Annotated in this window: 19 protein-coding genes; 6 read left to right on the top strand and 13 right to left on the bottom strand. The window is 68.2% G+C overall.

Translation table 11 applies throughout. The features are described 5' to 3' along the window. Positions 1 to 18: 18 nt before the first annotated feature. From IC535_RS09225 to IC535_RS09205, 5 genes are read right to left on the bottom strand one after another with little or no spacing between them, the layout of a single operon-like run. Positions 19 to 1,086 carry an acyltransferase family protein gene (locus tag IC535_RS09225; RefSeq protein WP_228885384.1) on the bottom strand — a complete coding sequence of 356 codons (1,068 nt, stop codon included), beginning with the start codon at positions 1,084 to 1,086 and terminating at the stop codon, positions 19 to 21. Then, positions 1,083 to 2,231, bottom strand: a complete 1,149-nt coding sequence (nagA, locus tag IC535_RS09220; protein ID WP_228885383.1) for an N-acetylglucosamine-6-phosphate deacetylase — start codon at positions 2,229 to 2,231, stop codon at positions 1,083 to 1,085. Before nagA ends, IC535_RS09225 begins: the two co-directional genes overlap by 4 nt. Then, positions 2,231 to 3,259 (bottom strand): SIS domain-containing protein, encoded by a 1,029-nt coding sequence (locus IC535_RS09215; RefSeq protein ID WP_228885382.1) that lies wholly within the window; start codon positions 3,257 to 3,259, stop codon positions 2,231 to 2,233. Before IC535_RS09215 ends, nagA begins: the two co-directional genes overlap by 1 nt. 6 nt (positions 3,260 to 3,265) lie before the next feature. Beyond that, on the bottom strand, positions 3,266 to 4,336 hold the full coding sequence (locus IC535_RS09210; RefSeq protein WP_228885381.1) for a LacI family DNA-binding transcriptional regulator: 1,071 nt from the start codon (positions 4,334 to 4,336) through the stop codon (positions 3,266 to 3,268). A gap of 42 nt (positions 4,337 to 4,378) precedes the next feature. Then, positions 4,379 to 5,671 carry a sugar MFS transporter gene (locus tag IC535_RS09205; RefSeq protein WP_228885380.1) on the bottom strand — a complete coding sequence of 431 codons (1,293 nt, stop codon included), beginning with the start codon at positions 5,669 to 5,671 and terminating at the stop codon, positions 4,379 to 4,381. A 372-nt stretch (positions 5,672 to 6,043) separates the two neighbouring features. Here IC535_RS09205 and IC535_RS09200 point away from each other — a divergent pair, with 372 nt between their 5' ends. The 3 genes from IC535_RS09200 (at position 6,044) to IC535_RS09190 (ending at position 12,336) form a co-directional block, all read left to right on the top strand. Next, a complete protein-coding gene (locus tag IC535_RS09200; protein WP_429000335.1) occupies positions 6,044 to 7,063 on the top strand; it encodes a glucokinase family protein in 1,020 nt (339 codons plus the stop codon). 134 nt (positions 7,064 to 7,197) lie between these two features. Then, positions 7,198 to 9,912 (top strand): TonB-dependent receptor, encoded by a 2,715-nt coding sequence (locus IC535_RS09195; RefSeq protein WP_228885379.1) that lies wholly within the window; start codon positions 7,198 to 7,200, stop codon positions 9,910 to 9,912. Positions 9,913 to 10,005: 93 nt separating this feature from the next. Then, positions 10,006 to 12,336, top strand: a complete 2,331-nt coding sequence (locus IC535_RS09190) for a family 20 glycosylhydrolase (protein WP_228885378.1) — start codon at positions 10,006 to 10,008, stop codon at positions 12,334 to 12,336. Positions 12,337 to 12,595: 259 nt separating this feature from the next. Here the strand turns inward: IC535_RS09190 and IC535_RS09185 are convergent, their stop codons facing one another. Together IC535_RS09185 and IC535_RS09180 are read right to left on the bottom strand one after the other, a co-directional pair. Beyond that, positions 12,596 to 12,970 (bottom strand): VanZ family protein, encoded by a 375-nt coding sequence (locus tag IC535_RS09185; RefSeq protein ID WP_228885377.1) that lies wholly within the window; start codon positions 12,968 to 12,970, stop codon positions 12,596 to 12,598. Between the two features lie 16 nt (positions 12,971 to 12,986). Beyond that, positions 12,987 to 14,171, bottom strand: a complete 1,185-nt coding sequence (locus tag IC535_RS09180) for a class I SAM-dependent methyltransferase (protein ID WP_228885376.1) — start codon at positions 14,169 to 14,171, stop codon at positions 12,987 to 12,989. Between the two features lie 56 nt (positions 14,172 to 14,227). Here IC535_RS09180 and IC535_RS09175 point away from each other — a divergent pair, with 56 nt between their 5' ends. After that, the gene (locus IC535_RS09175; protein ID WP_228885375.1) at positions 14,228 to 14,965 is read left to right on the top strand and encodes a pteridine reductase; all 738 of its coding nucleotides are present in this window, start codon (positions 14,228 to 14,230) and stop codon (positions 14,963 to 14,965) included. Between the two features lie 79 nt (positions 14,966 to 15,044). On the opposite strand, the gene folK is transcribed toward IC535_RS09175, so the two are convergent. After that, positions 15,045 to 15,533 (bottom strand): 2-amino-4-hydroxy-6-hydroxymethyldihydropteridine diphosphokinase, encoded by a 489-nt coding sequence (gene folK, locus IC535_RS09170; RefSeq protein ID WP_228885374.1) that lies wholly within the window; start codon positions 15,531 to 15,533, stop codon positions 15,045 to 15,047. A gap of 84 nt (positions 15,534 to 15,617) precedes the next feature. Here folK and IC535_RS09165 point away from each other — a divergent pair, with 84 nt between their 5' ends. Further along, the gene (locus IC535_RS09165; protein ID WP_228885373.1) at positions 15,618 to 16,352 is read left to right on the top strand and encodes a 20S proteasome subunit A/B; all 735 of its coding nucleotides are present in this window, start codon (positions 15,618 to 15,620) and stop codon (positions 16,350 to 16,352) included. A gap of 71 nt (positions 16,353 to 16,423) precedes the next feature. Here IC535_RS09165 and IC535_RS09160 read toward each other — a convergent pair whose 3' ends face one another. The 4 genes from IC535_RS09160 to IC535_RS09145 all read right to left on the bottom strand — a co-directional run bounded on the left by IC535_RS09160 (position 16,424) and on the right by IC535_RS09145 (position 20,994). Continuing rightward, a complete protein-coding gene (locus IC535_RS09160; RefSeq protein ID WP_228885372.1) occupies positions 16,424 to 17,941 on the bottom strand; it encodes an ATP-binding response regulator in 1,518 nt (505 codons plus the stop codon). 4 nt (positions 17,942 to 17,945) lie between these two features. Then, positions 17,946 to 18,386 (bottom strand): response regulator, encoded by a 441-nt coding sequence (locus IC535_RS09155; RefSeq protein WP_228885371.1) that lies wholly within the window; start codon positions 18,384 to 18,386, stop codon positions 17,946 to 17,948. Further along, the gene (locus IC535_RS09150; protein WP_228885370.1) at positions 18,383 to 20,203 is read right to left on the bottom strand and encodes a sensor histidine kinase; all 1,821 of its coding nucleotides are present in this window, start codon (positions 20,201 to 20,203) and stop codon (positions 18,383 to 18,385) included. The genes IC535_RS09155 and IC535_RS09150 overlap by 4 nt, the downstream gene beginning before the upstream one ends. 413 nt (positions 20,204 to 20,616) lie before the next feature. Next, positions 20,617 to 20,994: a BON domain-containing protein gene (locus tag IC535_RS09145; RefSeq protein WP_228885369.1), complete on the bottom strand. Its 378-nt coding sequence runs from the start codon at positions 20,992 to 20,994 to the stop codon at positions 20,617 to 20,619. A 166-nt stretch (positions 20,995 to 21,160) separates the two neighbouring features. Between IC535_RS09145 and IC535_RS09140 the strand changes: the two genes are divergently transcribed. After that, entirely contained in the window at positions 21,161 to 22,204 is a 1,044-nt protein-coding gene (locus IC535_RS09140; protein WP_228885368.1) for an oxidoreductase, read from the top strand. A 224-nt stretch (positions 22,205 to 22,428) separates the two neighbouring features. Here the strand turns inward: IC535_RS09140 and gnd are convergent, their stop codons facing one another. Continuing rightward, the gene (gene gnd, locus IC535_RS09135) at positions 22,429 to 23,334 is read right to left on the bottom strand and encodes a phosphogluconate dehydrogenase (NAD(+)-dependent, decarboxylating) (RefSeq protein WP_228885367.1); all 906 of its coding nucleotides are present in this window, start codon (positions 23,332 to 23,334) and stop codon (positions 22,429 to 22,431) included. Between the last annotated feature and the right edge of the window lie 3 nt (positions 23,335 to 23,337).

Below are 23,337 nucleotides of genomic sequence, written 5' to 3'. Positions count from 1 at the left end.
GCGACACGGCAGGCCGACTCAGATCTTCAAATGAATGTGACGTCGGTCCAGCGCCCACACCACGCACCACCACACACCGACAAATCCGAGTGCGCACAGCAGCGAGGCCAGCTTCGGCGCAGCCGGCAGCAACGCCGACGCCATCTGGAACAGCCACGCCCAGGCACCACTGGCGATCAGCAACAGCGCCATCGCCGCCGAGCCCAAGTAGGCGGCAATGGCGTTGACGCCGAAGCGGCGACCGAGCGCAGGCGCGCCCCAGCGGTCGACCAGCAGATGCGCCAGCAGCAGCGCGGCCACCGACAGCCCACCGGCCCACAGCACGAAGCTGGGCGTCCACAGCTGTTTGTTCAACGGCAGCCACGCTGCGGCCAGTGCAGCGGCCAGCAGGCAAGCCACCGCCAGCGCGGCCAGCGCGCCGAGCCGGCGCGCGCGCAGCCAGCCACCGGCAAGCAGGCCCAGCAGCGTGGAGGCGATCGCCCCGGCGCTGCTGAGCAGGCCTTCGGGATCATGGCCCAGCCCGGTCAACGGCTGGTACCGGTACAGCAGCGGCGCGAACAGCGCGGTGTCCAGCCGGCTGGCCGGATTCTGCCAGGGCGCCAGCGAGGCCGCGCCCAGCAGCACGCCGGCATAGCCGAACAAAAGCGCGGCCAGCACCAGCCACTGCGCGCGCGCGCGGGTATGGATGGCCAACAGGCCAACCACCGCCACGCACAGCGCGATCCGCTGCAGCACGCCCCACAGCCGGTAGGCCGGCAGTTCCAGCAGCCACCAGGCCAACAGGTGCAGCAGCGCGCCGGCCATCAGGATGCGCAGCGCGCGCTGCAGCAGGCCGCGCTGCAATGCCGGGCGCGCCGTCGCCGTGCTGGCGCGCGGAACCAGGCTGAAGGCCATCGAGACCCCGGCGATGAACAGGAACAGCGGGAAGATCAGATCGGTGGGCGTGAAGCCATGCCAGTCCGCGTGCAGCAGCGGCGCGTACACATGGCCCCAGTCGCCGGGATTGTTGACCAGCAGCATCGCCGCCACGGTCAACCCGCGCAGGGCATCGATCGAGCCCATCCGCGCCGCGGCCGGCGCGCTCATGCGTCCTCGCGCTGGCCGGCGATCCAGGTCGCACGTACCTGCAGCGCGTCGTCGAGCAGGACCAGGTCGGCCTGGTAGCCCACCGCGATCTCGCCCAGGCGGTCGTCCAGGTTGAGGAACTGCGCCGGGTAGCGCGAGGCCATGCGCGCCGCCTCGGCCAAGGGCAGGCCGAGCAGCTGCACGCTGTTGCGTACCGCGGTGGCCATGTCCAGCGCCGAACCGGCCAGCGAACCGGCCGCATTGCGCACCACCCCGTCCACGGCGGTGATCACCTCGCCATACAGTTCATAGCTGGGGCTGTCGGCCCCCACCGGCGGCATCGCGTCGGTGACCAGCATGACCTTGCCGCGCGGCTTGGCCGCCAGCGCCACGCGCAGGCTGGCCGGGTGCACGTGCACGCCGTCGGCGATGATGCCCACCCAGCTGTCGCGGTCTTCCAGTGCCGCACCGACCGCACCGGGCTCGCGCCCGGTCAACGGCGACATCGCGTTGTACAGGTGGGTGAAGCCGCGGATGCCGGCATCCAGCCCGGCGCGCGCTTCCTCGTAGCTGGCCGCGGTATGCCCGGCGGCGACGATCACCCCGCGCTCGACCAGCGCGCGGATGCTGTCCAGCGGCACCCGCTCGGGGGCCAGGGTGAGCAGGGTTACGCCATTGTCCAGCGAAGCGGCCAATGCGATCTCCGCCGCATCGGGCACGCGGAAGGTGCTGGCGTCGTGGGTGCCCTTGCGCGACGGGGCGATGTACGGGCCTTCCAGGTGGATGCCGAGCACGCCCGGCACGCCCTGCTCGATCGCCGCGGCGGTGGCGGCGATCGCGCGGCGCATCACCGCGACATCGTCGCTGATCAGGGTCGGCAGCAGGCCGGTGGTACCGAAGCGACGATGCGCGGCGGCCAACCGGCGCAGGCTGTCCACGTCGGGGCTGTTGTTGAACAGCACCCCGCCGCCGCCGTTGACCTGGGCATCGATGAAACCGGGCAGCAGCCAGAGCCCGCCCAGGTCCACCTGCTCGTCGGCCTGGCCCAGCTGCGAGGCCGCATCGGACACCAGCGCGGTGATCCGGCCGTGTTCGATCACCACCGCCAGGTCGTCGCGGAATTCGTCGCCGGCCAGGATGCGGGCGTTGCGCAGGACGGTTTTCATCAGACGGTTTCCGTCACCTTGTTCAGATGCGGCGGCAGGTCGGGGTTGTGCCCGCGACGCAGTGCCAGCGCATTGATCGCACGGTAGAAGGCCTGCACCGCCAGCAACGGCGCGCAGGCCGGGTGCGGCGCCTGCGGCAGCGCCAGGTCGCCATCCACCGCGGCCAGCCATACCTGCGCGTTGCGCGCGGCGAACTCTTCAAGCACCGCGCGGGTGCCGGCGCCGGTTTCATCGGGCTGGGCAAAGCCCAGCACCGGGAAGCCGGGGCCGACCAGCGCCATCGGGCCGTGTTTCACTTCGGCCGAGCTGTACGCCTCGGCATGCAGGCCGCAGGTTTCCTTGAATTTCAGTGCCGCTTCCTGCGCCGCGCCCAGGCCCAGGCCGCGGCCGAGCACGAACAGGTTGTGCGCCGGCATCAGACCGTCAGTGAGCGCCGACCAGTCGCTGTCCCAGGCCTGGCGCAGGGCGTCGGGCAACGCGCGCAATGCCGCGATCAGGCCCGCGTCCTGGCTCCAGTACGCCACCAGCTGCAGGATCGCCGCCAGCGAGGCCAGGTAGCTTTTGGTCGCCGCCACGCTGCGCTCGGCGCCCGCGCCCAGCGGGATCACCGTTTCGGCCAGCTGCGCCAGCGGCGAATCCTCGACATTGACCAGCGCCACCACGCGCGCGCCGGCCGCACGGGCGGCCTCGGCATTGCGCAGCAGGTCCGGGCTCTTGCCCGACTGCGAGATCACGATGTACAGCGCCCCGCGCAGCTTCAACGGCGCTGCGTAGACCGAGCCCACCGACGGCGAAGCCGAGGCGGTGACCAGGCCCAGCCGGGTTTCCAGCAGGTATTTGGCGTAGGTCGCCGCATGGTCCGAACTGCCCCGTGCGCAGGTCACCACGAACGGCGGCGGCGCCGCGCGCAGGCTGGCCGCCAGCGTCTCCACCACCGCCTGGTTGCGGGCGAACTGCGCGGCGATCACATCGGCCGACTGCGCGGCTTCGCGGAACATCAGGGTGTCGTGGGGGGCAGGCAGGGACATGGCGGCTCAGGTGGTTTCAGAAGAAGTGGGCGGGCGGGTGCCCTGCGGGCGCATCGGGGCGGTCGAGCCGCGCACCACCAGTTGCGGCACGAAGCCCTGGTTGCGCAGCTGCAGCGGCGCTTCGTCGTAGGCATCGCTGCGCAGCTGGGCGATCAGCAGGCGCGCGGCATGCCGGGCGATGTCCTCGGTGGCCTGCTTGGCGGTGGTCAGCGGCGGCCAGGACTGGCGCGAGAACGGGCTGTCCTCGAACCCGGCAATGGACAAATCGTAGGGCACGTTCATGCCGGCCGACTTGGCCGCGGCCAGCACGCCGGCGGCGATTTCATCGTTGGAACCGAAGATCGCCGTGGGCGGCTCGCGCAGCGCCAGCAAACGGCGCGCACCGCGGAAGCCATCGTCGAAGGTGTAGTCGCCCTGCACCACCAGGTGCTTGTCCACGCTCATGCCGTAGTCGCGCAGCGCCGCCTCGTAGCCGGCATGGCGCTCCACGCTGGAGCCATGCGAACTGCTGCCCCACAGGAAGCCGATGCGCTGGTGGCCGAGCTGGATCAGGTGTTCGGTGACTTCGTAGGCGGCCTCGCGGTCGTCGACGAATACACAGGCGCCGTCCTCCGGATCGGTGGTGCCCGCCACGATGCGCGCCAGCTTGATCCCGCGCGCGGTCAGCGCCGCCACCAGGTCGCCGCGCTCGGACATCGGCGCGGTCAGCACCAGCCCAGCCAGCCGCGAGCGCTGCACCCAGTCGGCCAGTTCCTCGGCCAGCATCGGCGAACTGGAATCGCAGGGATGGATCTGCAGCCCGAACCCGGTCTCCCGGCACGCGGCGAGCACGCCGTTCTGCATGCCGATGATGTGGTACGGGTTGGGGTTGTCGTAGACCAGCCCGATCACCAGGGTGGTGCCGGTGCGCAGGTTGCGCGCGGCCGGATCGGGCTCGTAGTCCAGTTCGGCGATCGCGCGCAGGACCCGGGCGCGGGTGGCCTGCATCACCGAGGGCTCATTGTTGATGACGCGCGAGACGGTCTTCAATGACACCTTGGCCCGTTCGGCGACATCCTTGATGGTCGCTCTGCGCATGGCTTTGTCCTGCAGGTTCCGTGGAGCGTCCATGATCGCCGATCACCGCCCGTCGCGGGGCAGGCCGACCCGGTGACCGCGCACCGAGTAGAACAGGATGTACAGGTAGCAGGGAATCATCAGCCCGGCGAACACCCACTGGAAGTCGAAGTGCTGCTTGAGCACGGCAAACAGCTGCGGAATGATCGCCCCGCCGGCAATGGCCATCACCAGCAGGGCCGAGCCGGTTTCGGTGAACCGGCCCAGGCCGCGGATCGCCAGCGGGAAGATCGCCGGCCACATCATTGCGTTGGCAAAGCCCAGCGCGGCCACGAAGCCCACCGAGACATAGCCGTGGGTGAGCAGTGCGCCGGTGCAGAACACCACCCCCAGCACCGCCGAGATGCTCAGGTAGCGCGACTGCGAGACCAGGTGCGGAATCATCGCCAGGCCGGCCAGGTAGCCCAGCAGCATGCCGCCCAGGGTGATCGAGGTGAACATCTTGGTCTGGTCCAGCGGCAGGTTGAAGCTGTGGCCGTAGGTGCCGATCGCATCGCCGGCCATCACTTCCACCCCGACGTAGACGAACAGGCACAGCACGCCCAGCCACAGGTGCGGGAACTGGAAGATGCTGTGGCGCTCGGCCACGCCGGGCGCGCTGGCCGGGGTAGCGTTGGCTTCGGCGGTCTTCAGTTCGGGCAGCGGCGAGAACAGCACGCCCACCGCCAGCACCACCAGCACCCCGGCCATCACCATGTAGGGCAGCTGGATCTTGCTGGCGAAGGTATCCAGCAGGACATTGCGCGTGACCGGGTCGGCCGCGGCGACCTGCTCGGTCAGGTCGCCGATGCCGTGCAGCACCAGGGTGCCGATCAGCACCGGGGCGAGCATGCCGGCGATCTTGTTGCAGATGCCCATCACCGCGATGCGGCGCGCGGCCGTTTCGATCGGGCCGAGGATGCTGATGTACGGGTTCACCGCGGTCTGCAGCAGGGCCAGCCCGCTGCCGATCACGAACAGCCCGCTCAGGGCGCCGGGATACCAGCGTTGCTGGGCGAAGTGCGCAAACACCACCGCCCCGGCCGCCATCACCAGCAGGCTCAGGCTCAGGCCCTTCTTCATGCCGGTGCGCTTGAGGATCCACGAGGCCGGCAGGGCCAGGAAGAAGTAGGACAGGTAGAACACCATCAGCACCAGGAAGGCGCCGACCTCGTCCAGTTCGAAGGCGAGCTTGACGAAGGTGATCAACGGGCCGTTGAGCCAGGTGAAGAAGCCGATCAGGAAGAACAGCACGCCGATGATCAGGATCGAGGTGAGCACGCTCGAACGCGCGGAGACAGCAGGCACGGCAGACATCAGGTGGGCTCCTGCGTCGACGGCGCCTGCGGCGGCGTCGAAAGAGTGGCTGGGAACAACGTTGTCACATTTATTCTTCGCCACCCATGGCTTTGTCAACAACTCGATGATGTTGGCTATCGGTTCGACAGCGTGCTGCACCTGCGCAAAATCAACCGGGTTGCCGCGCGAGCCCTGGCTTACCCCCTGCCATCAAAGGGTTTGCGAAAACATGCCGAGGACGGGATGAAAACGTTTTCTCCGCCAGCGGCCCGCTGCGACGCAACATCGAAAGTCTGTGTTTATCGTTGACATCGTTGTCAGAACGATTACAGACTCCGCCTCAATCGCCGGGTTCCCCCCTGGCCACGCAACCGCCCCAAGGGAGTCCGTGTGACCGCAGCTGCCCACTCTGTACCGGCCCATGCCCTGCCCGCCGCGGTGCCGCCGTTCCTGGCCGCCGACGTGGGCGGCACGCATGTACGGGTGGCCCGGGTCCAGGCCAGCCAGGACCCGTCCCATCCGGTGCAGGTGCTGGAGTACCGCAAGTTCCGCAATGCCGACTACCCGCACCTGAGCGCGATCCTGGCCGAGTTCCTGGCCGGCGGCGCGCGCCCGGCGCACTGCGTGGTGGCCACCGCCGGGGTCGCCCGCGCCGACGGTACGGTGATCACCGCCAACCTGCCGTGGCCGCTGTCGGCGCGGCAGATCGAACGCGACCTGGGCCTGGACCAGGTGTACATCGTCAACGACTTCGAAGCGGTGGCCTATGCCGCCGCCCAGGTCGATGCCAGCGGCGTGCTGCAGCTGACCGGCCCGGCCACCGCCCCGCGCGGCCCGACCCTGGTGGTCGGCCCCGGCACCGGGCTGGGCGCGGCGGTATGGATTCCGACCGCGCACGGCGCGGTGGTACTGGCCACCGAGGCCGGCCAGCCGACCCTGGCCACCACCACCGAGCTGGAAATGGCGATCGTGCGGCAGATGCTGGGCGAACGCTCGCATGTGTCGGTCGAGCACGCGCTGTCCGGCCCGGGCCTGATCAACCTGTACCGCGCGCTGTGCGCGTTGCACGGCCAGGCGCCCAGCTTGTCCACCCCCGATGCGATCACCGCCGCGGCCATGGCCGACCAGGATGCACTGGCGCGGCAGAGCCTGGAAGTGTTCTGCGGGCTGCTCGGCGGTGCGATCGGCGACATGGCGCTGCAGTACGGCAGCACCGGCGGGGTCTACCTGGCCGGCGGGATCCTGCCGCAGATCCGCGACTTCCTGTTGAACAGCACTTTCGTCGAACGCTTCCTCAACAAGGGGCCGATGCGCGAGGCGCTGGAACGCATTCCCGTGAAAGTGGTCGAGCACGGGCAGCTGGGCGTGATCGGCGCTGCCAGCTGGTACCTGGGCCGTCTGGACGCCTGATCGATCGGGCCGCACCGAAAACGCAGTACGCAACACCTGGCACCACACCGCGCGGGATGTGCTCCGCGCAGGCCAACGCAACCGCAAAAACGAACGCCGCAGCCGGCGACCATCGAGTGATGAGGAGAGACATCATGAACACCCGCAAGACCCTGCTTTGCGCAGCGATCGTCAGCTGCCTCGCCTTCAGCGCCAACGCGCAGCAAGCCCCCGCCACCACGCCGGCCGCAACCGACCTGGACACCATCCAGGTCACCGGCATCCGCGGTTCGATGGAGAAGTCGCTCGATACCAAGCGCGAAGCCAATGCGCGCCTGGAAGTGGTCACCGCCGAGGACGTGGGCAAGCTGCCCGCGCACAACGTGGCCGATACGCTGCAGCGCGTGCCCGGCGTGAACATCAGTTCGTCCAGCGCCGATGAAGGCGGTTTCGATGAAGCCGACCGCGTCAGCCTGCGCGGCACCAGCCCGAGCCTGACCCAGACCCTGATCAACGGCCACAGCGTCGGCTCCGCCGACTGGTTCGTGCTCAGCCAGGGCAACAACGTGGGCCGCAGCGTCAGCTATTCGCTGCTGCCGTCCGAGCTGGTCAGCTCGGTGGAAGTGAACAAGTCCTCGCAGGCCAAGCTGCAGGACGGCGGCACCACCGGTACCGTCAACATCATCACCCGTACTCCGCTGCAGTTCGCCAAGCAGTTCACGGCCGAAGCATCGATCGGCGCCGTGCGCTCGGACCAGGCCGACTCGACCGATCCGCAGTACTCGGCCCTGTTCAACTACAAGAACGACGCCAACACCTTCGGCGTGCTGGTGCAGGGCTTCTACCAGGAGCGCGAACTGCGCCGTGAAGCGCAGGAAATCCCGGGCGGCTTCTTCGCGCTCAAGGCGACCGATCCGGTCGTCGCCGGCATTCCCGATCCGGCCAATCCGGGCCAGTTCCTGCAGGCGCCGCGTCCGGACCTGGAAGGCCTGTCCATTCCCGGCCTGCTGGGTTCGACCCTGTTCGAGCAGACCCGCAAGCGCAAGGGTGGCATGGTCACGCTGCAGTGGAAGCCGATCGACACGCTGACCCTGGGCCTGAGTGGCTTCACGTCCGAACTGGAAGCGAACAACTACAACCGCAACTTCATGATGTTCGGCAGCGGCTTCGGCCGGACCCAGGCCCCGGACCCGGGTTACACCGTGGTCGACGGCGTGATCACCAACGCGACGTACACCGGCGTCCCCGGTACGAACTACGGCGTGTACGACATGATCTACCGCGAGGCCAAGGCCAAGACCAGCTACGTCACCTTCGATGCGGATTGGCAGATCAACGACAACCTGAGCGCGAAGTTCCAGGCCGGCACCACCAAGGGCACCGGCGAAACCCCGCGACAGTTCATCGCCGAAGTCACCGTCGGCCAGGGTGGCGGCGCGTCTTACGCCAGCCACGGCGCCGGCTCCCCGGTCGACTGGAACATCGGTGGCGACCTCAGCGAAGCCGGCGTCAGCAGCTTCGGCACCTGGGGCAACCAGCTGGTCAAGGCAGAGGACAAGGAAGACTGGGCGTCGCTGGATTTCAACCAGTACTTCAGCAACGGTGGCACGCTGAGCTCGATCGACTTCGGCCTGCGCTTCGCCGACCACGAACGTGAAGCCCTGTCGCCGGAAGGCGCCAGCCCGGGCGACATCTGGTCCGCGCTGCGCGGCAGCGCCACCGGGCAGTACCCGGGCAACTTCGCCAGCAGCGTGGGCGGCAGCTTCCCGCGCAACATCTGGTATTACACCCCCGATGCGCTGCAGAACGCCATCGTCAACAACTCGACCTGGCTGGCCGGCAACGACGGTCCCGACGGCCGCCACAACTACGGCGCAGAGTGGAAGGTGAAGGAAAAGAACTTCGCCGGTTACGTGCAGGCCAACTTCGCCGGTGACTGGTGGAGCGGCAACATCGGCCTGCGCTACGTCAACATCAAGCAGGACATCGACACCTACCTGGCCGTCAGCGATCCGGCCCGCGCCGACGTACGGAGCCTGTTCGGCATGTGGCAGCGCCAGGCCTTCGAGAACAAGCACGACCGCGTGCTGCCGAGCGCCAACATCAAGTTCGATCTGGACGATGACCTGGTGCTGCGTGTGGCCGCGTCGCAGACCCAGACCCTGCCGGACTACTCGGCACTGGGTGCGTCCTCGTGGGGTTCGGACCTGAACAAGACCGGCGGTGGCGGCAACCCCGACCTGAAGCCGACCCTGTCCAGCAACCTGGATGCCAACCTGGAGTGGTACTTCATGCCGCGCGGCCTGTTGTCGCTGGGCGCGTACCATATGCGCCTGAAGGACTACATCGCCTTCGACGTGGTCCAGCGCCAGCTCTTCAGCGAACTGACCAACCAGCTTGAAACCTACGACATCTCCACCCCGATCAATGCCGATGGGCAGGTCACCGGCGTGGAAGTGGCCTACGAGCAGCCGATCGGCGAGTACTTCGGCGTCAACGCCAACTACACCTACGCCAATGGCAAGACCAACCACACCTGGGCCGATGGCACCCACAACCTGCTGGGCACCTCGAAGAACACCTACAACGTGGGTGCCTACTTCGAGAACGAACGCTTCGGCGCCCGCGTCAGCTACACCCGCCGTTCCTCGTTCCTGATCAGCCTGTCCGGTACCAACCCGTACTACCAGGACGACTTCGGCACGCTGTCGGCGTCGCTGAGCTACAAGGCCACCGACTGGCTGAGCATTAGCCTGGATGGCCTGAACCTCAACAACCCGACCTACAAGTACTACCAGAGCGCGTTGATCCCGACCTCGTTCTACTCCAACGGCCGCCAGTACTATCTGAACTTCCGCTTCAAGTACTGATCGCCGCGGTAACACGCTGCACACCTGAAACGGGCCCGGATTTCCGGGCCCGTTTCACAGGTGGAACCCGATTCGCTACAAAGGAATGACCCGATGCACACCCGCACCCGTCGTACCTCGCTGTCGCTGCTGTCCTTGGCCCTGGCGCTGTGCCCGCTCGCGCACGCCACCGGTGCGCAGGCGCCGCAGGGCCCGCGCGCCCTGCCCGACACGCTGCCGTTGATCCCGCTGCCGGCCAAGGTCGAACGCCTGGACGGCGCTGCGTTCACCCTGGCCGCCAGCACCCCGGTGTGGGCCCGGGGCGAGGCTGCGCGACGCGTGGCCGGCCAGTTCGGCGCCCTGCTGCACGCCAGCGGCGGCCCGACCCTGCAGGTGCGCGACGGGCGTGGCAAGAATGGCATCAACTTCGTCCTCGACGGCGCGCTCAAGACCGGCGCCGAGGGCTACCAACTGCATTCCAACGGCGACGGCGTCACCGTACAGGCCGCCACCGAAGCCGGCCTGTTCTACGGCGCGGCCACCGTGTCCCAGCTGCTCACCGCCGGCAATGGCGGCACCCTGCCGGCGCTGCGCATCGAGGACGCGCCGCGTTTCAGCTGGCGCGGACTGATGCTCGATTCGGCCCGCCACTTCCAGAGCCTGGACGAAATCAAGCATGTGCTCGATGCGATGGCCGAGCAGAAGCTCAACACCTTCCATTGGCATCTCACCGATGACCAGGGCTGGCGCATGGAAATCAAGCGCTATCCCCGGCTGACCGCGGTCGGCAGCTGCCGGATCCCGGCCGGCGATGGCGGCCGCGACCCGGCCACCGGCGCCGAACGCCCGTACTGCGGTTTCTACACCCAAGACCAGATCCGCGAGGTGATCGCCTATGCAGCTGCACGCCATATCCAGGTCATCCCGGAAATCGACGTGCCCGGCCATGCCACCGCCGCGATCGCCGCCTATCCCGAACTGGGCACGCTGGACACCCCGCTCGAACCGCTGAGCGAATGGGGCGTGTTCCCGAACCTGTTCAACACCGAGGAAAGCACGCTCACCTTCCTGGAAAACGTGCTGGAAGAAGTGATCACCCTGTTCCCGGCCAAGTACGTGCACGTCGGCGGCGACGAGGCGGTCAAGGACCAGTGGGAAGCCTCGGCGCGGGTGCAGGCGCGCATGCGCCAGGTCGGTGCGGGCGATGAGATGGAAATGCAGAGCCACATCATCAAGCGCCTGGAGAAATTCCTGGAGCAGCACGACCGGCGCCTGATCGGCTGGGACGAGATCCTGGAAGGCGGCCTGCCGCCGGAAGCCACGGTGATGTCCTGGCGCGGCACCGAAGGCGGCCTGAAGGCGGCCAGCGAAGGCCACGACGTGGTGATGTCGCCGGTCACCGACATGTACATGGATTACCTGCAGACCAATTCCAGCAACGAGCCGCCGGGCCGCCCGGCCAGCATCCCGCTGGAACGCGTATACGGCTTCGAGCCGGTACCCGGCGCATTGGCCGCCGACAAGCAGCACCACATCCTCGGCCTGCAGGCCAACATGTTCACCGAGCACACGCGCAGCTACGCGCGCCTGCAGCACAACCTGTTCCCGCGCCTGGCCGCGGTGGCCGAAACCGGCTGGTCGCCGCGTGGACGCCGCGACTATGCCGACTTCCTGGCGCGCCTGCCGACCCAGCTGCAACGCTGGCAGGCGATGGGCATCGCCTACGCGCAGACGCCGTTCCAGGTTGAACTGGACAGCAGTGACGACCGCAAGGCCGGCACCGCCACGCTGGCGTTGCGCACCCCGCTGGGCTACGACATCCACTACAGCGTGGACGGCAGTGCGGTTACCGCGCAGTCGCCGCGCTACATCGCGCCGCTGACCCGGCCGCTGCCGGTGGCGCTGCAGGCGGCCACGTTCTTCGACGGCAAGCCACTGGCCGCCGCGGCCAGCCGCTTCGATCTCGATGCCGCCGCGCTGCTCAGCCGCCGCGACGAGCAACTGGGCCTGTGCCCGGGCGAAGGGCAGCTGCTGCTGCGGCTGGAAGACGATGGCCCGGCCGACGGCGCGCGGGCGATCTTCAACGTCAACATCTTCAACCCGTGCTGGTTGTGGAAGGGCGCGGACATGGACGGCATCGCCAGGGTGCGCGTGCGCGCCGGGCAGATTCCGTACTACTTCCAGCTGGCCCACGACGAACCCAAGCGGGTCTTCGCCCCGGCGCGCAGCGCGCATGGCGAGATGGACATCCTCAACGGGCAGTGCGACGGCAAGCCGCTGGCCACGGTGAAGCTGCCGGCCAAGCCCGGTGCCGATGGCTTCATCACCCTGGAAGCGGCGCTGCCGCGCTCGCTGAAGGGCAGCCAGGACCTGTGCGTGCGCTTCACCGGCGATACCCGGCCGACGATGTGGGTGCTGGACGAGCTGACGCTGGTTCCGCGCTGATCACAGGGGTGCCCACCGTCGGTGGGCATCTGGTAGTGCCGGCCGCTGGCCGGCTCCTCGGACAACACCCAAAGCCCAAAGCGGGTTCCCGTTGTCGCCATGGTTTGGCCTGGCGCGGGTGGGTTGGCGGGACACGCCGTGAACCCATCCTTGGGGGCTCGTGGACGCCATCCATGGCGCCCAACGGTCCCGCCAACCCACCCACGCCAGGCCTTTGACGCTTGGCTGGTAGCCGGTGGGGAAAGCAGCCGGCAATGCTTCACCCGCGCAGGCGCAGCAACAGGTCGCGCAACGGGGTGAACACCACCGCCATGCCGGCGATCACGCCGATGCTGTTGGCCAGCGCATCGGCCGGGTCGGCCATGCGGCGGGCGGTCAGCGCGCCCTGCGCGAACTCGATGCCCACGCCCAGCCCGACCAGGCCCACGCCGGCCCACAGCAGCGCCGCGCGGCTGCGGTAGATCTGCACCGCGGCGGCAGCCAACAGGAAATAGGCGAGGAAATGCTCGATCTTGTCGCTGTTGGGCGGCAGGTCCAGCGGCGGCGGCGGGATCAGGCAGACGGTGATGACCAGCACGATGCCGGCCCACCACAGGCCCAGCCAGAACCGCGGCCAGCGCAACGGTTTCAACATCCCCGTCGCGGCCACCTCACAGCCTCCAGGTCAGGTCGCCGAGCAAGAACGCCGCGTCGAAGTCCACGTCGCGCTGGAAACCCATCACCTGGAAGCGTTCGCCCATGCCAGTGGGCAGGGTGAGTTTCTTGACCTGGTCGCGCAGGCGCACCTTGCCGAACTCGTCCACGCGCGCCTCGGCCTGCTCCAGCAGCGTGTCCAGCCCGTTGCCGAGCAGGAAACTGGCCTGGGTGCAGTAGCCGGCGAGCTCGAAGCCGGCGCCGGTGCCGGCCTCGGCCAGCGCGGTGAAATCCACCGAGGCGGTCAGGTCCTGCAGGCCGGGCCAGCGGTACAGGTCGTTGTGGACCTGGTGGCGGTAGAACGCGCGCACGGTACCGTCGTCGCGCTCGTCCAGGTAGAACTCGTTGCGCGGGTAGCCGTAGTCGATGAACAACATCGCGCCGCGCTGCAGGCCGCCGGCTACCGCCTGGATCCAGTACGGCAGCTGCGGCAGCAGCTCGGAGCGGTAACCGTCGGCGAAGGGCTTGCCGCGGTAGTGTTCCAGGTGCCGCACCGCGGCGCTGAGCATGGCGTCGGCCGGCTGCGCGCCGCGCATGAAGGCGCCATCGGCATCCAGCTCCACGGTTTCCTCGTAGACCATGCCATCGCGGGCCAGGAAGCGCGGCGTGGGCAGCGCGTCGATCACCTCGTTGGCGAACACCATGCCGTCCCAGTCGTCGTCGAACGGGCCGTCCAGCCATTCCACCAGCGCAAACAGCGGCGGGATCAATGCCTGCTCCAGGCGTTCGCGCTGACGTTGCCGCAGGTCCGCGCTGGGCTCCAGGATCGCGTAGCGGTCCGGCAGCGCGTCCAGTTCCAGCATGCGCTTGAGCAGCACCTCGGCGAAGGCGCCGCTGCCGCCGCCCAGCTCCATGAAACGGGCCTGCGGGCCCAGCTGCTGCATCACCGGGGCGATCGCATTGGCCAGCGTGGCGGCGAACAGCGGGCCCAGTTCCGGCGCGGTGGTGAAATCGCCCGATGCACCGAACTTGCTGGCGCCGGCGCTGTAATAGCCCAGGCCGGGCGTATACAGGCTCAGTTCCATGAACCGCGCAAACGGCATGGCACCGCCGTTGGCAAGGATTTCAGCGCGCAGCGCCGCAGCCAGCTGGTCGCTGTGGGCCAGCGCGTCGGTATCGGGGGTAGGCAATGGGGAATGCATGGGGCGGGCGATTGCGGTGACAATGCACAGCATAGCCGAGCACGGAGCACCCCCCGATGACCGAGGTCACCCCCGTCGTGCTGATCACCGGCAGCGCCCGCCGGATCGGCGCGGCCATCGCCCGCCAGTTCCACGCCTGTGGCTGGTCGGTGGTGCTGCACGCGCATAACTCCACCGCCGAGCTGCAGCAGATGGCCTTCGACCTGGACATGCTGCGCCCCGGCAGCGTGCTGGCGCTGCAGGCCGACCTGCGCGACGCGCAGGCCCTGCCCGACCTGGTCGAGCAGACCGTGGCCCAGTTCGGGCGGCTCGATGCGCTGGTCAACAACGCGTCCAATTTCTACCCCACCCTGCTTGGCCAGATCAGCGCCGAACACTGGGACGACCTGTTCGCGGTCAACGCCCGCGCGCCGCTGCTGCTGGCCCAGGCCGCCGCGCCGCAGCTGCGCCGGCACCAGGGCTGCATCGTCAACCTGACCGACCTGCACGGCAGCCAGCCGATGCGCGACCACCCGGTCTACAGCGCGGCCAAGGCGGCGCTGGAAATGGTGACCCGCTCGCTGGCGCTGGAACTGGCGCCCAAGGTACGGGTCAACGCGGTCGCCCCCGGCGCGATCCTGTGGCCGGAACAGGGCAAGGACGACTTCGCCCGGCAGGCGGTGCTGGCCCGCACCCCGCTGGCGCGCACCGGTACGGTCGAGGAGATCGCCGAGGCGGTGTACTGGCTGGTCACCGACGCCCCGTTCATCACCGGGCATACGCTGCGGGTGGATGGCGGGCGCACGTTGTCCTGACCGGCGTACCGACCCCGATTGGTAGGCGGCCACCGTTGGTGGTCGCGCGCGGGAACCCGTACCGACCAACGGTCGGTACCTACCCCGGCAAATCCATCGTGTCGAACGCCTCGCCATGCTGGCGGTGGGCGCGCCACAGGGTGGCCAGGTCCAGCCCGCTGACCGGGTCGATGAAGTCCCCGGCGATGTCGGCCAGGGGCTTGAGCACGAAGGCGTGCTTGAGTTCCGGGCGCGGGATGCGCAGGTGGCCGGGGCCCTCCACGATCAGGTCGCCATAGAACACCACGTCGATGTCCAGGGTACGGTCGCTGAAGCGCGGGCCGCTGCGGTCGCGGCCGTGGGCGTCTTCCAGCGCGTGCAGCCAGGCATCCAGGCTGTCCAGCGGCAGGTCGGTGTCGATAGCCACGGCATTGTTGAGGAAATCCGGGCCGGCAAAGCCGACCGCCGCGGTACGGTAGGCCGGCGACACCCGGATCGGGCCGAAACGCGCGCGCAGGGCCTCCACGGCGGCGTGGAGGTGCTGTTGCGGCTGCAGGTTGCTGCCCAGGCTCAGGAGCACAGTGGTCATGGTATTTGGCGTGCGTGGGGCGAATCCACACGGGGCCAACATGGCCACCGCCTAGAATCGGGGTGAACATCATAGGACACCGCCATGACCTATTGCGTCGGCATCCAGGTGGACCAGGGCCTGGTCTTCGCCGCCGATACCCGGACCAACGCCTCGCTGGACGACGTGCGCGTGCACCGCAAGCTGCACGAGTTCGACTTCCCCGGCCGGGCAGCGCTGGTGATCATGGCCGCCGGCAACCTGGCCACCACCCAGCTGCTGATCTCGCGCCTGCACCGCGACGTGGCCGAGCAGCGGCCGGACAACCTGCTCGCCTACCGCCACCTGTTCGAGGTGGCCGAGTACGTCGGCCGGGTGCTGGTGGACAGCCAGGTCCAGTGCAGCCATCCCGAGCATGGCCACGACGGCGTCAACACCCAGGCCACCCTGATCCTGGGTGGGCAGATCGGCGGCGAGCATCCCGGGCTGTACATGATCTACCCGCTCGGTAACGCCATCGCCGCCTCGCCGGAAACCCCGTTCCTGCAGATCGGCGAATCCAAGTACGGCAAGCCGATCCTGGACCGCATCCTGCGCCCGCAGACCCGGCTGGAAGATGCCGCGCGCACCGCGATCGTGTCGCTGGACTCGACCATCCGCTCCAACCTGTCGGTGGGCCTGCCGGTGGACCTGGTGCTGATCCGCGCCGGCGACCTGCGCATCAGCCAGCGCATGCGGCTGGCCGGGGATTCGCCGCTGTACGCGCAGATCCACGGCAGCTGGTCGCACAAGCTGGAACAGGCCGTGGCCAGCCTGCCGGCATTCCCCTGGGAAAGGTAGGTACCCACCGTTGGTGGGTACGCATGCGGGCGATTGCAGGCAGCGCGCATGCGATGCCCCCCGCCCGACGATCAGGCCGTCTCCAGCGCCTCGGCCACCGAGCGGAACACCTGCTGCATTTCCAGCGGCTTGCGCAGCACGTGCACGTTGATGACCGGCGGGAACACTGCCAGCGGCACGGTGACGTCGGCCTCTTCCAGCACCAGGGCCGGGCCGCGGTAGCCCAGCGAGGCCATCTCGCCGAGCAGGTGGCTGGCCGACAGCAGCTTGGAGCCGGCATCGGCGATCACCAGGGCCGGCATCGCTTCCTGCTGCATCCAGCGCAGCGCCGCGGCGCCATCGGAGGCCAGCTGCAGGTGATAGCCCTGGCTGGACAGCGCGTTGCCCAGCAGCGACAGGCGCGTGGCTTCGCCGTCGACTACCAGGATCGACTGACCGGTACCGGCAGCGATCGGCTGGTCGACCGCTTCGCTGTCGGCGGCCACTTCCCGCATCGGCAACAGCAGGTCGAAACGGGTGCCCACGCCCGGCGTGCTGTCGACGTGGATGCTGCCATGCACGCCTTCGACGATGCGTTTGCACGAAATCAGGCCCAGGCCGGTGCCATTGGCCTTGGTGGTGAAGAACGGATTGAACAGGTGCGAGAGCGTCTCGGCATCCATGCCGATGCCTTCATCGCTGACCGAGATGCGCAGCCAGTCCTCGCCCTGCCCGTCCACGTCGGCCGCCGCGCGCAGGGTCAGCCGGCCACCGGCCGGCATCGCCTGGATCGCGTTCAACGACAGGTTCAGCAACACCTGCTGCAGCTCGGTGTAATTGGCGTCCACGCCCAGGCTTTCATCGGCCACGTCCAGGTGCAGGCTGACCTTGTCGGGCAGGTTGCTGCGCAACAGCAACTCCACCGCCTCGAACAGGTGGGCGATGCAGATGTGTTCGCTGGGCTTGCGCGAACCGCGCACGAACGACAGCATCGATTCGGCCATTTCATGGCCACGCCGGCCGCACTCGGCGATCACGTCGGCCAGGTGGTGCAGCTGCGGGTCTTCGGTGCGGGCCTTGAGCAGGTCCGGCATGATCAGCAGCGGCTGCAGGATGTTGCGCAGGTCGTGGCTGAGGCCGGCGGCGAGCAGCGACAGGCTTTCCAGCCGCTGGGCGCGCATCAATTCGGCTTCCACGCGCTGGCGGTCGATCGCACTGCGCGCTTCACGCACCGCACGGGCCACCGCCGAGGGCAGGCGCGCCGGCTGGTGCTTGATGATGTAGTCGTTGGCGCCCTGGTGCAGCGCGGCCACCGCGTTTTCCTCGCCCATGGTGCCGGAGACGAAGATGAACGGCACATCCGGGTGCCAGCTGCGCACGATCTCCAGCGCCTGGTTACCCGAAAAGCCCGGCATGCTCAGGTCCGAGAGCACGATATCCGGCGAAAAACGCGTCAGCGCATCGCGCAGCTCGTCGGCACTTTCCACCCGCTCGAAGCAGGCTTCAAGTCCCGAGTCGAGCATCTGCTCGCACATCAGTTCGGCGTCCTCGGGGGAATCTTCCACCAGCAGGACGCGCAGCATACCCAGGGAAGGGCCGGTCAGCGGCATGGGCTTACTCGAGCTCCGGAGCCTGGTTGATCACCGCCCAGAACTTGCCCAGGGTCTGCACCGCACCGAAGAACTGGTCCACGTCCACCGGCTTGACCACGTAGGCATTCACGCCCATGTCCCAGCTGCGGGCCAGGTCGCTTTCCTCGCGCGAAGACGACAGGATCACCACCGGCAGGCGCTTGAGCTCATCGGTGTTGCGGATTTCCTTGAGTACTTCCAGGCCGTCCATGCGCGGCATCTTGATGTCCAGCAGCAGCACCGCCGGCAGGCCTTCCTCGCGGTTGGCGTAGGCGCCGCGGCGCAGCAGGTAGTCCATCGCTTCCACGCCGTCCTCGACGTGCACGATGGGGTTGGCCAGGCGCGCCTCCTTGAGCGCGTCCATCGCCATCTCGGCATCGGCGGGGCTGTCCTCGGCGAGGAGGATGGTACGGAGTGCGGTCATGCGGCGGAGCCCTTGTTGATTGCGTCGAGCGCGGGAGGAAGCAGGAAATGGAAGGTGGCGCCCTGGTCGACCACCGATTCGGCCCAGATGCGGCCGCCGTGCCGGGTCAACACGCGGCGCACGCTGGCCAGGCCGATCCCGGTGCCCGGGTAGTCGCTGGCCTTGTGCAGCCTCTGGAACACCCCGAACAGCTTGCCGGCGTAGGCCATGTCGAAGCCGGCGCCATTGTCGCGGACGGTGAACAGGTGGCCGCCATCGGGTTGCAGCTGGTAATCGACCTCGATCCTGGCCGGATCGCGGTTGGAAGAATACTTGATCGCGTTGCCGAGCAGATTCAGCCATACCTGCCGCATCATGTTTTCATCGCAGACCAGGATCGGCAACGGTGCGATCTTCCACTCGACCTGGCGCTGAACGCCGGTTTCCTCGCTCTCGCTCTGCAGGTTGGCATCGAGCATCGAGCGGGTATCGGCCACCAGCGACTGCATGTCCACCGCCTGCATGCGCATCGCCGCGCGGCCCAGCCGCGAGTACACCAGCAGGTCGTCGATCAGCGCGGCCATGCGCCGCGCCGAGTTGGAAATCACGCCCAGGTAGTGCAGCGACTTTTCGTCGGCCTGCTCGCCCAGGTGGCGGGTGAGCTTGTCGGAGAAGCCGGCGACATGGCGCAGCGGCGCGCGCAGATCGTGCGACACCGAATAGCTGAATGCCTCCAGCTCGCGGTTGACCTCGGACACCTGCTCGACCTTGCCTTCCAACTGCCGGTTCAGCTCCTCCACCCGCTGCTGCACGGCCCGCTGCACGGTGACATCGCTGACGGTCATCAGCACTACTTCATCGTCCTGGTCCGGCAGCGGCATGCGTCGGGCGTTGATCAGCATGCTGCGCACCTGGTCGTCGGCGGTGCGTTGTTCGTGTTCGTAGTCCCACAGTTCGCGGCCGCGCAGCAGCACGTCGATCAGGCGCTGGCGCACCACCGCATCGTCCCAGGCGCCATCGCCGATGCTGTCCAGGGTGCGGCCGTCGCTGTTCTGCTGCTCCTCCAGCCCGTACAGCTCGGCGAAGGCCGGGTTGTGCAGCTGCACGCGCAGATCGCGGTCGAGCAGCACGATCGGTTCGCGCACGGTGTGCAGCACCGAGGCCGCACGCGCGGCCGACCGCTGCGAGGCGCGCTCGGCACTGGCGCGGTGGCCGATCTGGCGGTGCAGCAGCCACAGCACCAGACCCAGCAGGGCCAACTGCACCAGCAGCGCGGTCCACGACACCAGCTCGCCCTGGCTGCGCTGCTGGTCGAACTGGCGGGTCCGTTGTTCCAGCAGCGTCTGTTCGCTGGCCTGCAGTTCCTCGATCAGGTTGCGGATCGGGTAGCGGGTGGTCAGGTCCTGTACCAGTTGGCGCTGGTCGCTGTCGGGCGCGGCGCGGGCCAACTGCCTGGCCAGCTCCATGCGCCGTTCCAGCATCGACTGGATGCGGCCGATGCGCACCAGCTGCTCGGGATTGTCGCGGGTCAGTTCGGCCAGGCGCTGCAGCCGCGGCGGAATGTCGTTGGCCTGGGCCAGGCGCTCGCGCAGGCCGGGCGCATCGATGCCCTTGGACATGGTCAGCGCCGCCGATTCGACGTCGCGCACGTCGGCCTGCAACTGATACACCGCCACGCCGACATCCTGGGTATGGGTCACCCAGCGCATCGCCTCGACATTGTCCTGGGAGAGTTTGCGCAGGGTCAGCCACGGCACCACGATGATCGCCACCGCCGCCAATGCCAATGCCGGCAAGCGCCAGCGGTCCCAGATTTCATCACTGAAAACCAGCGCCATAGTCCCTCTTGTTCAAGCTCACGGTGCCGTTGCCGGCGGTGCCCACCCGCGGCCGCCCGGCAAGCCCGGCACCCCAGCGAGGGCGAAGCGGTGAATATACCCCACCGCATTGTGAATAGGCTGGGTGGAATTATCTGAATGGTTTAGGAAAACGCTTCGTGCGCCGCCTGGAACGGCCGGGCAATACCCGGCTGCGGTTGCGGTTGCTGTTGCTTTGGTAGTCCCGACCCGTGGCCGGCCGCTTTTCGTTCCGCACACCGTGATTTGTTCAGAGGAGGGCGGAAGATCAAGACGCTGCAGCTTGATCTTCTGCAGGTTGCCGGCCAGCGGCCGGCACTACCCCGCGCGTGCAGATGGCCATCAAAAAGGCGCGCCTTGCGGCGCGCCTCGTGTCAGACAGGCGATGGTGCGGATCAGCGCGTGGCAGCAGCGGCGCTGACCTTCAGCGCACTGGCGTCGACACGCTTGACGCCCTTGATCTGCTGGGTCACGCGGACGGCCTTGTCATGCTCGGCCTGGCTGGCCACGGTGCCGCTGAGGGTAACCACGCCATTGACGGTCTCCACCTTGACCTCGGTGCCGGGCACATTCTTGCTGGTCAGCAGATCGGTCTTGACCTTGGTGGTGATCCAGCTGTCGGTCACCGGTTCGGCCGAATCATGCTTATCGGCGTGGGTCATGGCACCGTGGTCGGTGGTCTTGGGCGGATCCTTGGCCATGGCCGAAGCGGTGCCAAGCACCATGCCCAAAGCAAGCGAAGCAGCAAGCAGATTGCGGGTCGTGTTGGTCATGATCGGTGTCTCCTGGGTGTGCCGCCAGTGTCACTGCCGCCCCGTGTGCGGCACGTCGGCGCGACATAACGCCGCCGTGAACCGCTCAGGTTCATGCACAACCGTTCAGGTTCCGCCGCCCGGCCGCAGCCGCTACCCTGTACCTCTGCCATCACGGGAGCACACCATGGCCGCCGCACTGCAGGTGGGATTGATCGGCTACGGGCTGGCCGGCAGCGTCTTCCATGCGCCGTTGATCCAGCACACACCGGGGCTTGCCCTGCACAGCATCGTCAGCTCGCAGCGCGACCGGCTGCTGCGCAGCTTCACCGACGTGCACATCCATCCGCACCCACAACCGCTGCTGGACGACCCGGCAATCGACGCGGTGGTGATCGCCACCCCCAACGCCGAACATGCGCCGCTGGCGCTGGCCGCGCTGCAGGCCGGCAAGCATGTGCTGGTGGACAAACCGTTCACCCTGGATGTGGCGCAGGCCGAAGCCGTGGTGCAGACCGCGCGCGATGCCGAACGGATCGTCACGGTATTCCAGAACCGGCGCTTCGACGCGGACTTCCTGAGCCTGCGCCAGCTGCTGGACGAAGGCCGGCTGGGCCGGATCGCCGAATGCCATTCGCACTTCGACCGCTACCGCCCGCAGGTGCGCACGCGCTGGCGCGAGAGCGCCGCGCCCGGCGCCGGGCTGTGGATGGACCTGGGCCCGCACCTGCTGGACCAGATGCTGCAACTGTTCGGCTGGCCCGAGGCGATCAGCGCCGACCTGGCCGCGCAGCGCGACGATGCGCACAGCGATGACTATTTCCATGCGGTGCTGCACTACCCACGGCACCGCGCCATCGTGCATGCCGGCTCGCTGGTGGCCGCCTCGGCGCCGCGCTTCGCCGTGCATGGCAGCGCCGGCAGCTACCTCAAGGAAGGCCGCGACGTGCAGGAAGAACAATTGCGCGACGGTGTCGCCCCGGGCGCACCGGGCTGGGGCCTGGACCCGCTGCACGGACAGCACGTCTGCCTGGACGCCGACGGCCGCCCCCAGCGCAGCAGCGTGGACAACGTGCCCGGCGACTACCGGCGCCTGTATGCGCAGTTCCGCGACGCGATGCTGGGGGTGGGCCCGCCCACGGTCAGCGCCGAACAGGCGGTGCAGCTGATGCGCCTGCTCGAGGCCGGGCAGCAGAGTGCACAGCGCGGCATGCGCATCGATTTGCGCTGAGCCGCCCGCGTACATCCACGCTACGCGTGGATGCGCTCGGCTCGGCCACGCGCCACACGCCACGCCTGACGGTGGGCTTCGGTTGCGTGTCGGCGCCGAATGCGATCACGGCATCGCAGCAGCGCGGTGCCGGATGCTTGCGCCGCGCTGCGCGCGGCATCCCACGCATGGCATGGGTCTACCGCGCGTCTTTGCCGGGCAGCGGGGCGAAGGTTTGTTGCCCCTTATTTGCTCTTGATCGCGTGCCCGCCGAACTCGTTGCGCATCGCCGCCAGCAGGCGGTCGCTGAAGGAGTTCTTTTCGCGCGAGCGCAGGCGTTCCAGCAGCGACAGGGTGATCACCGGCGCCGGCACGTCCAGGTCGATCGCCTCGGCCACGGTCCAACGCCCCTCGCCGGAGTCCTCCACGTAGGGCGCGATGCCGTCCAGCTGCGGGTTGCGGCCCAGCGCATCGGCGCTCAGGTCCAGCAGCCACGAGCGCACCACGCTGCCGTGCTGCCAGGCCTTGGCGACCTGTGCCAGGTCCAGGTTGAACGCGGTCTTGTGCTGCATCAGCGCAAAGCCTTCGGCGTAGGCCTGCATCATCCCGTACTCGATACCGTTGTGGACCATCTTGCAGAAGTGGCCGGCACCGCTCGGGCCGACATGCGCCCAGCCGCGGTCTTCGCCCGGCGCCAGGGTGCGGAAGATCGCTTCCACGCGTTCGACCGCGCCGGCATCGCCACCGATCATCAGGCTGTAGCCTTCCTGCAGGCCCCACACCCCACCGCTGGTGCCGCAGTCGACATAGCTCACCTCATCGGCCTGCAGCTGGATGGCACGCCGCATCGAATCCTTGTAGTACGAATTGCCGCCATCGATCACCACATCGCCTGCGGACAGATGCGGCGCCAGCGCGGCCAGGGTCTGGTCGACCACTTCGCCGGCCGGCACCATCAGCCACACCACGCGCGGCACCGGCAGCGTCGCCAATGCGTCGGCGACCGAGGCGCTGACCTGGAAACCCCGCTTGGCCGCGCTGTCGCGCGCCGCCTGCCCCGGGTCCACGCCTATCACGGTGTGCCCACCGCGATGCAGGCGCTCGGCCATGTTGGCGCCCATGCGCCCCAGTCCAATCATTGCAATGTCCATCTT

The sequence above is a fragment of the Stenotrophomonas rhizophila genome (assembly GCF_020857975.1).
Taxonomy (GTDB): Bacteria; Pseudomonadota; Gammaproteobacteria; order Xanthomonadales; family Xanthomonadaceae; genus Stenotrophomonas; species Stenotrophomonas rhizophila_C.
The sequence above is the reverse complement of the archived record's forward strand: the minus strand, read 5'-3'. Positions and strand labels throughout refer to the sequence as shown.

Excerpts from the sequence above, each read along its gene's own strand:
- IC535_RS09140 (WP_228885368.1), top strand. The coding sequence starts at position 21,161 with ATGGCCGCCGCACTGCAGGTGGGATTGATCGGCTACGGGCTGGCCGGC.
- IC535_RS09180 (WP_228885376.1), bottom strand. The coding sequence starts at position 14,171 with ATGCATTCCCCATTGCCTACCCCCGATACCGACGCGCTGGCCCACAGC.
- IC535_RS09160 (WP_228885372.1), bottom strand. The coding sequence starts at position 17,941 with ATGCCGCTGACCGGCCCTTCCCTGGGTATGCTGCGCGTCCTGCTGGTG.
- IC535_RS09155 (WP_228885371.1), bottom strand. The coding sequence starts at position 18,386 with ATGACCGCACTCCGTACCATCCTCCTCGCCGAGGACAGCCCCGCCGAT.
- folK (WP_228885374.1), bottom strand. The coding sequence starts at position 15,533 with ATGACCACTGTGCTCCTGAGCCTGGGCAGCAACCTGCAGCCGCAACAG.
- IC535_RS09190 (WP_228885378.1), top strand. The coding sequence starts at position 10,006 with ATGCACACCCGCACCCGTCGTACCTCGCTGTCGCTGCTGTCCTTGGCC.
- IC535_RS09195 (WP_228885379.1), top strand. The coding sequence starts at position 7,198 with ATGAACACCCGCAAGACCCTGCTTTGCGCAGCGATCGTCAGCTGCCTC.
- IC535_RS09165 (WP_228885373.1), top strand. The coding sequence starts at position 15,618 with ATGACCTATTGCGTCGGCATCCAGGTGGACCAGGGCCTGGTCTTCGCC.
- IC535_RS09205 (WP_228885380.1), bottom strand. The coding sequence starts at position 5,671 with ATGTCTGCCGTGCCTGCTGTCTCCGCGCGTTCGAGCGTGCTCACCTCG.
- IC535_RS09225 (WP_228885384.1), bottom strand. The coding sequence starts at position 1,086 with ATGAGCGCGCCGGCCGCGGCGCGGATGGGCTCGATCGATGCCCTGCGC.
- IC535_RS09185 (WP_228885377.1), bottom strand. The coding sequence starts at position 12,970 with ATGTTGAAACCGTTGCGCTGGCCGCGGTTCTGGCTGGGCCTGTGGTGG.
- IC535_RS09175 (WP_228885375.1), top strand. The coding sequence starts at position 14,228 with ATGACCGAGGTCACCCCCGTCGTGCTGATCACCGGCAGCGCCCGCCGG.
- nagA (WP_228885383.1), bottom strand. The coding sequence starts at position 2,231 with ATGAAAACCGTCCTGCGCAACGCCCGCATCCTGGCCGGCGACGAATTC.
- IC535_RS09145 (WP_228885369.1), bottom strand. The coding sequence starts at position 20,994 with ATGACCAACACGACCCGCAATCTGCTTGCTGCTTCGCTTGCTTTGGGC.
- IC535_RS09150 (WP_228885370.1), bottom strand. The coding sequence starts at position 20,203 with ATGGCGCTGGTTTTCAGTGATGAAATCTGGGACCGCTGGCGCTTGCCG.
- IC535_RS09215 (WP_228885382.1), bottom strand. The coding sequence starts at position 3,259 with ATGTCCCTGCCTGCCCCCCACGACACCCTGATGTTCCGCGAAGCCGCG.
- gnd (WP_228885367.1), bottom strand. The coding sequence starts at position 23,334 with ATGGACATTGCAATGATTGGACTGGGGCGCATGGGCGCCAACATGGCC.
- IC535_RS09210 (WP_228885381.1), bottom strand. The coding sequence starts at position 4,336 with ATGCGCAGAGCGACCATCAAGGATGTCGCCGAACGGGCCAAGGTGTCA.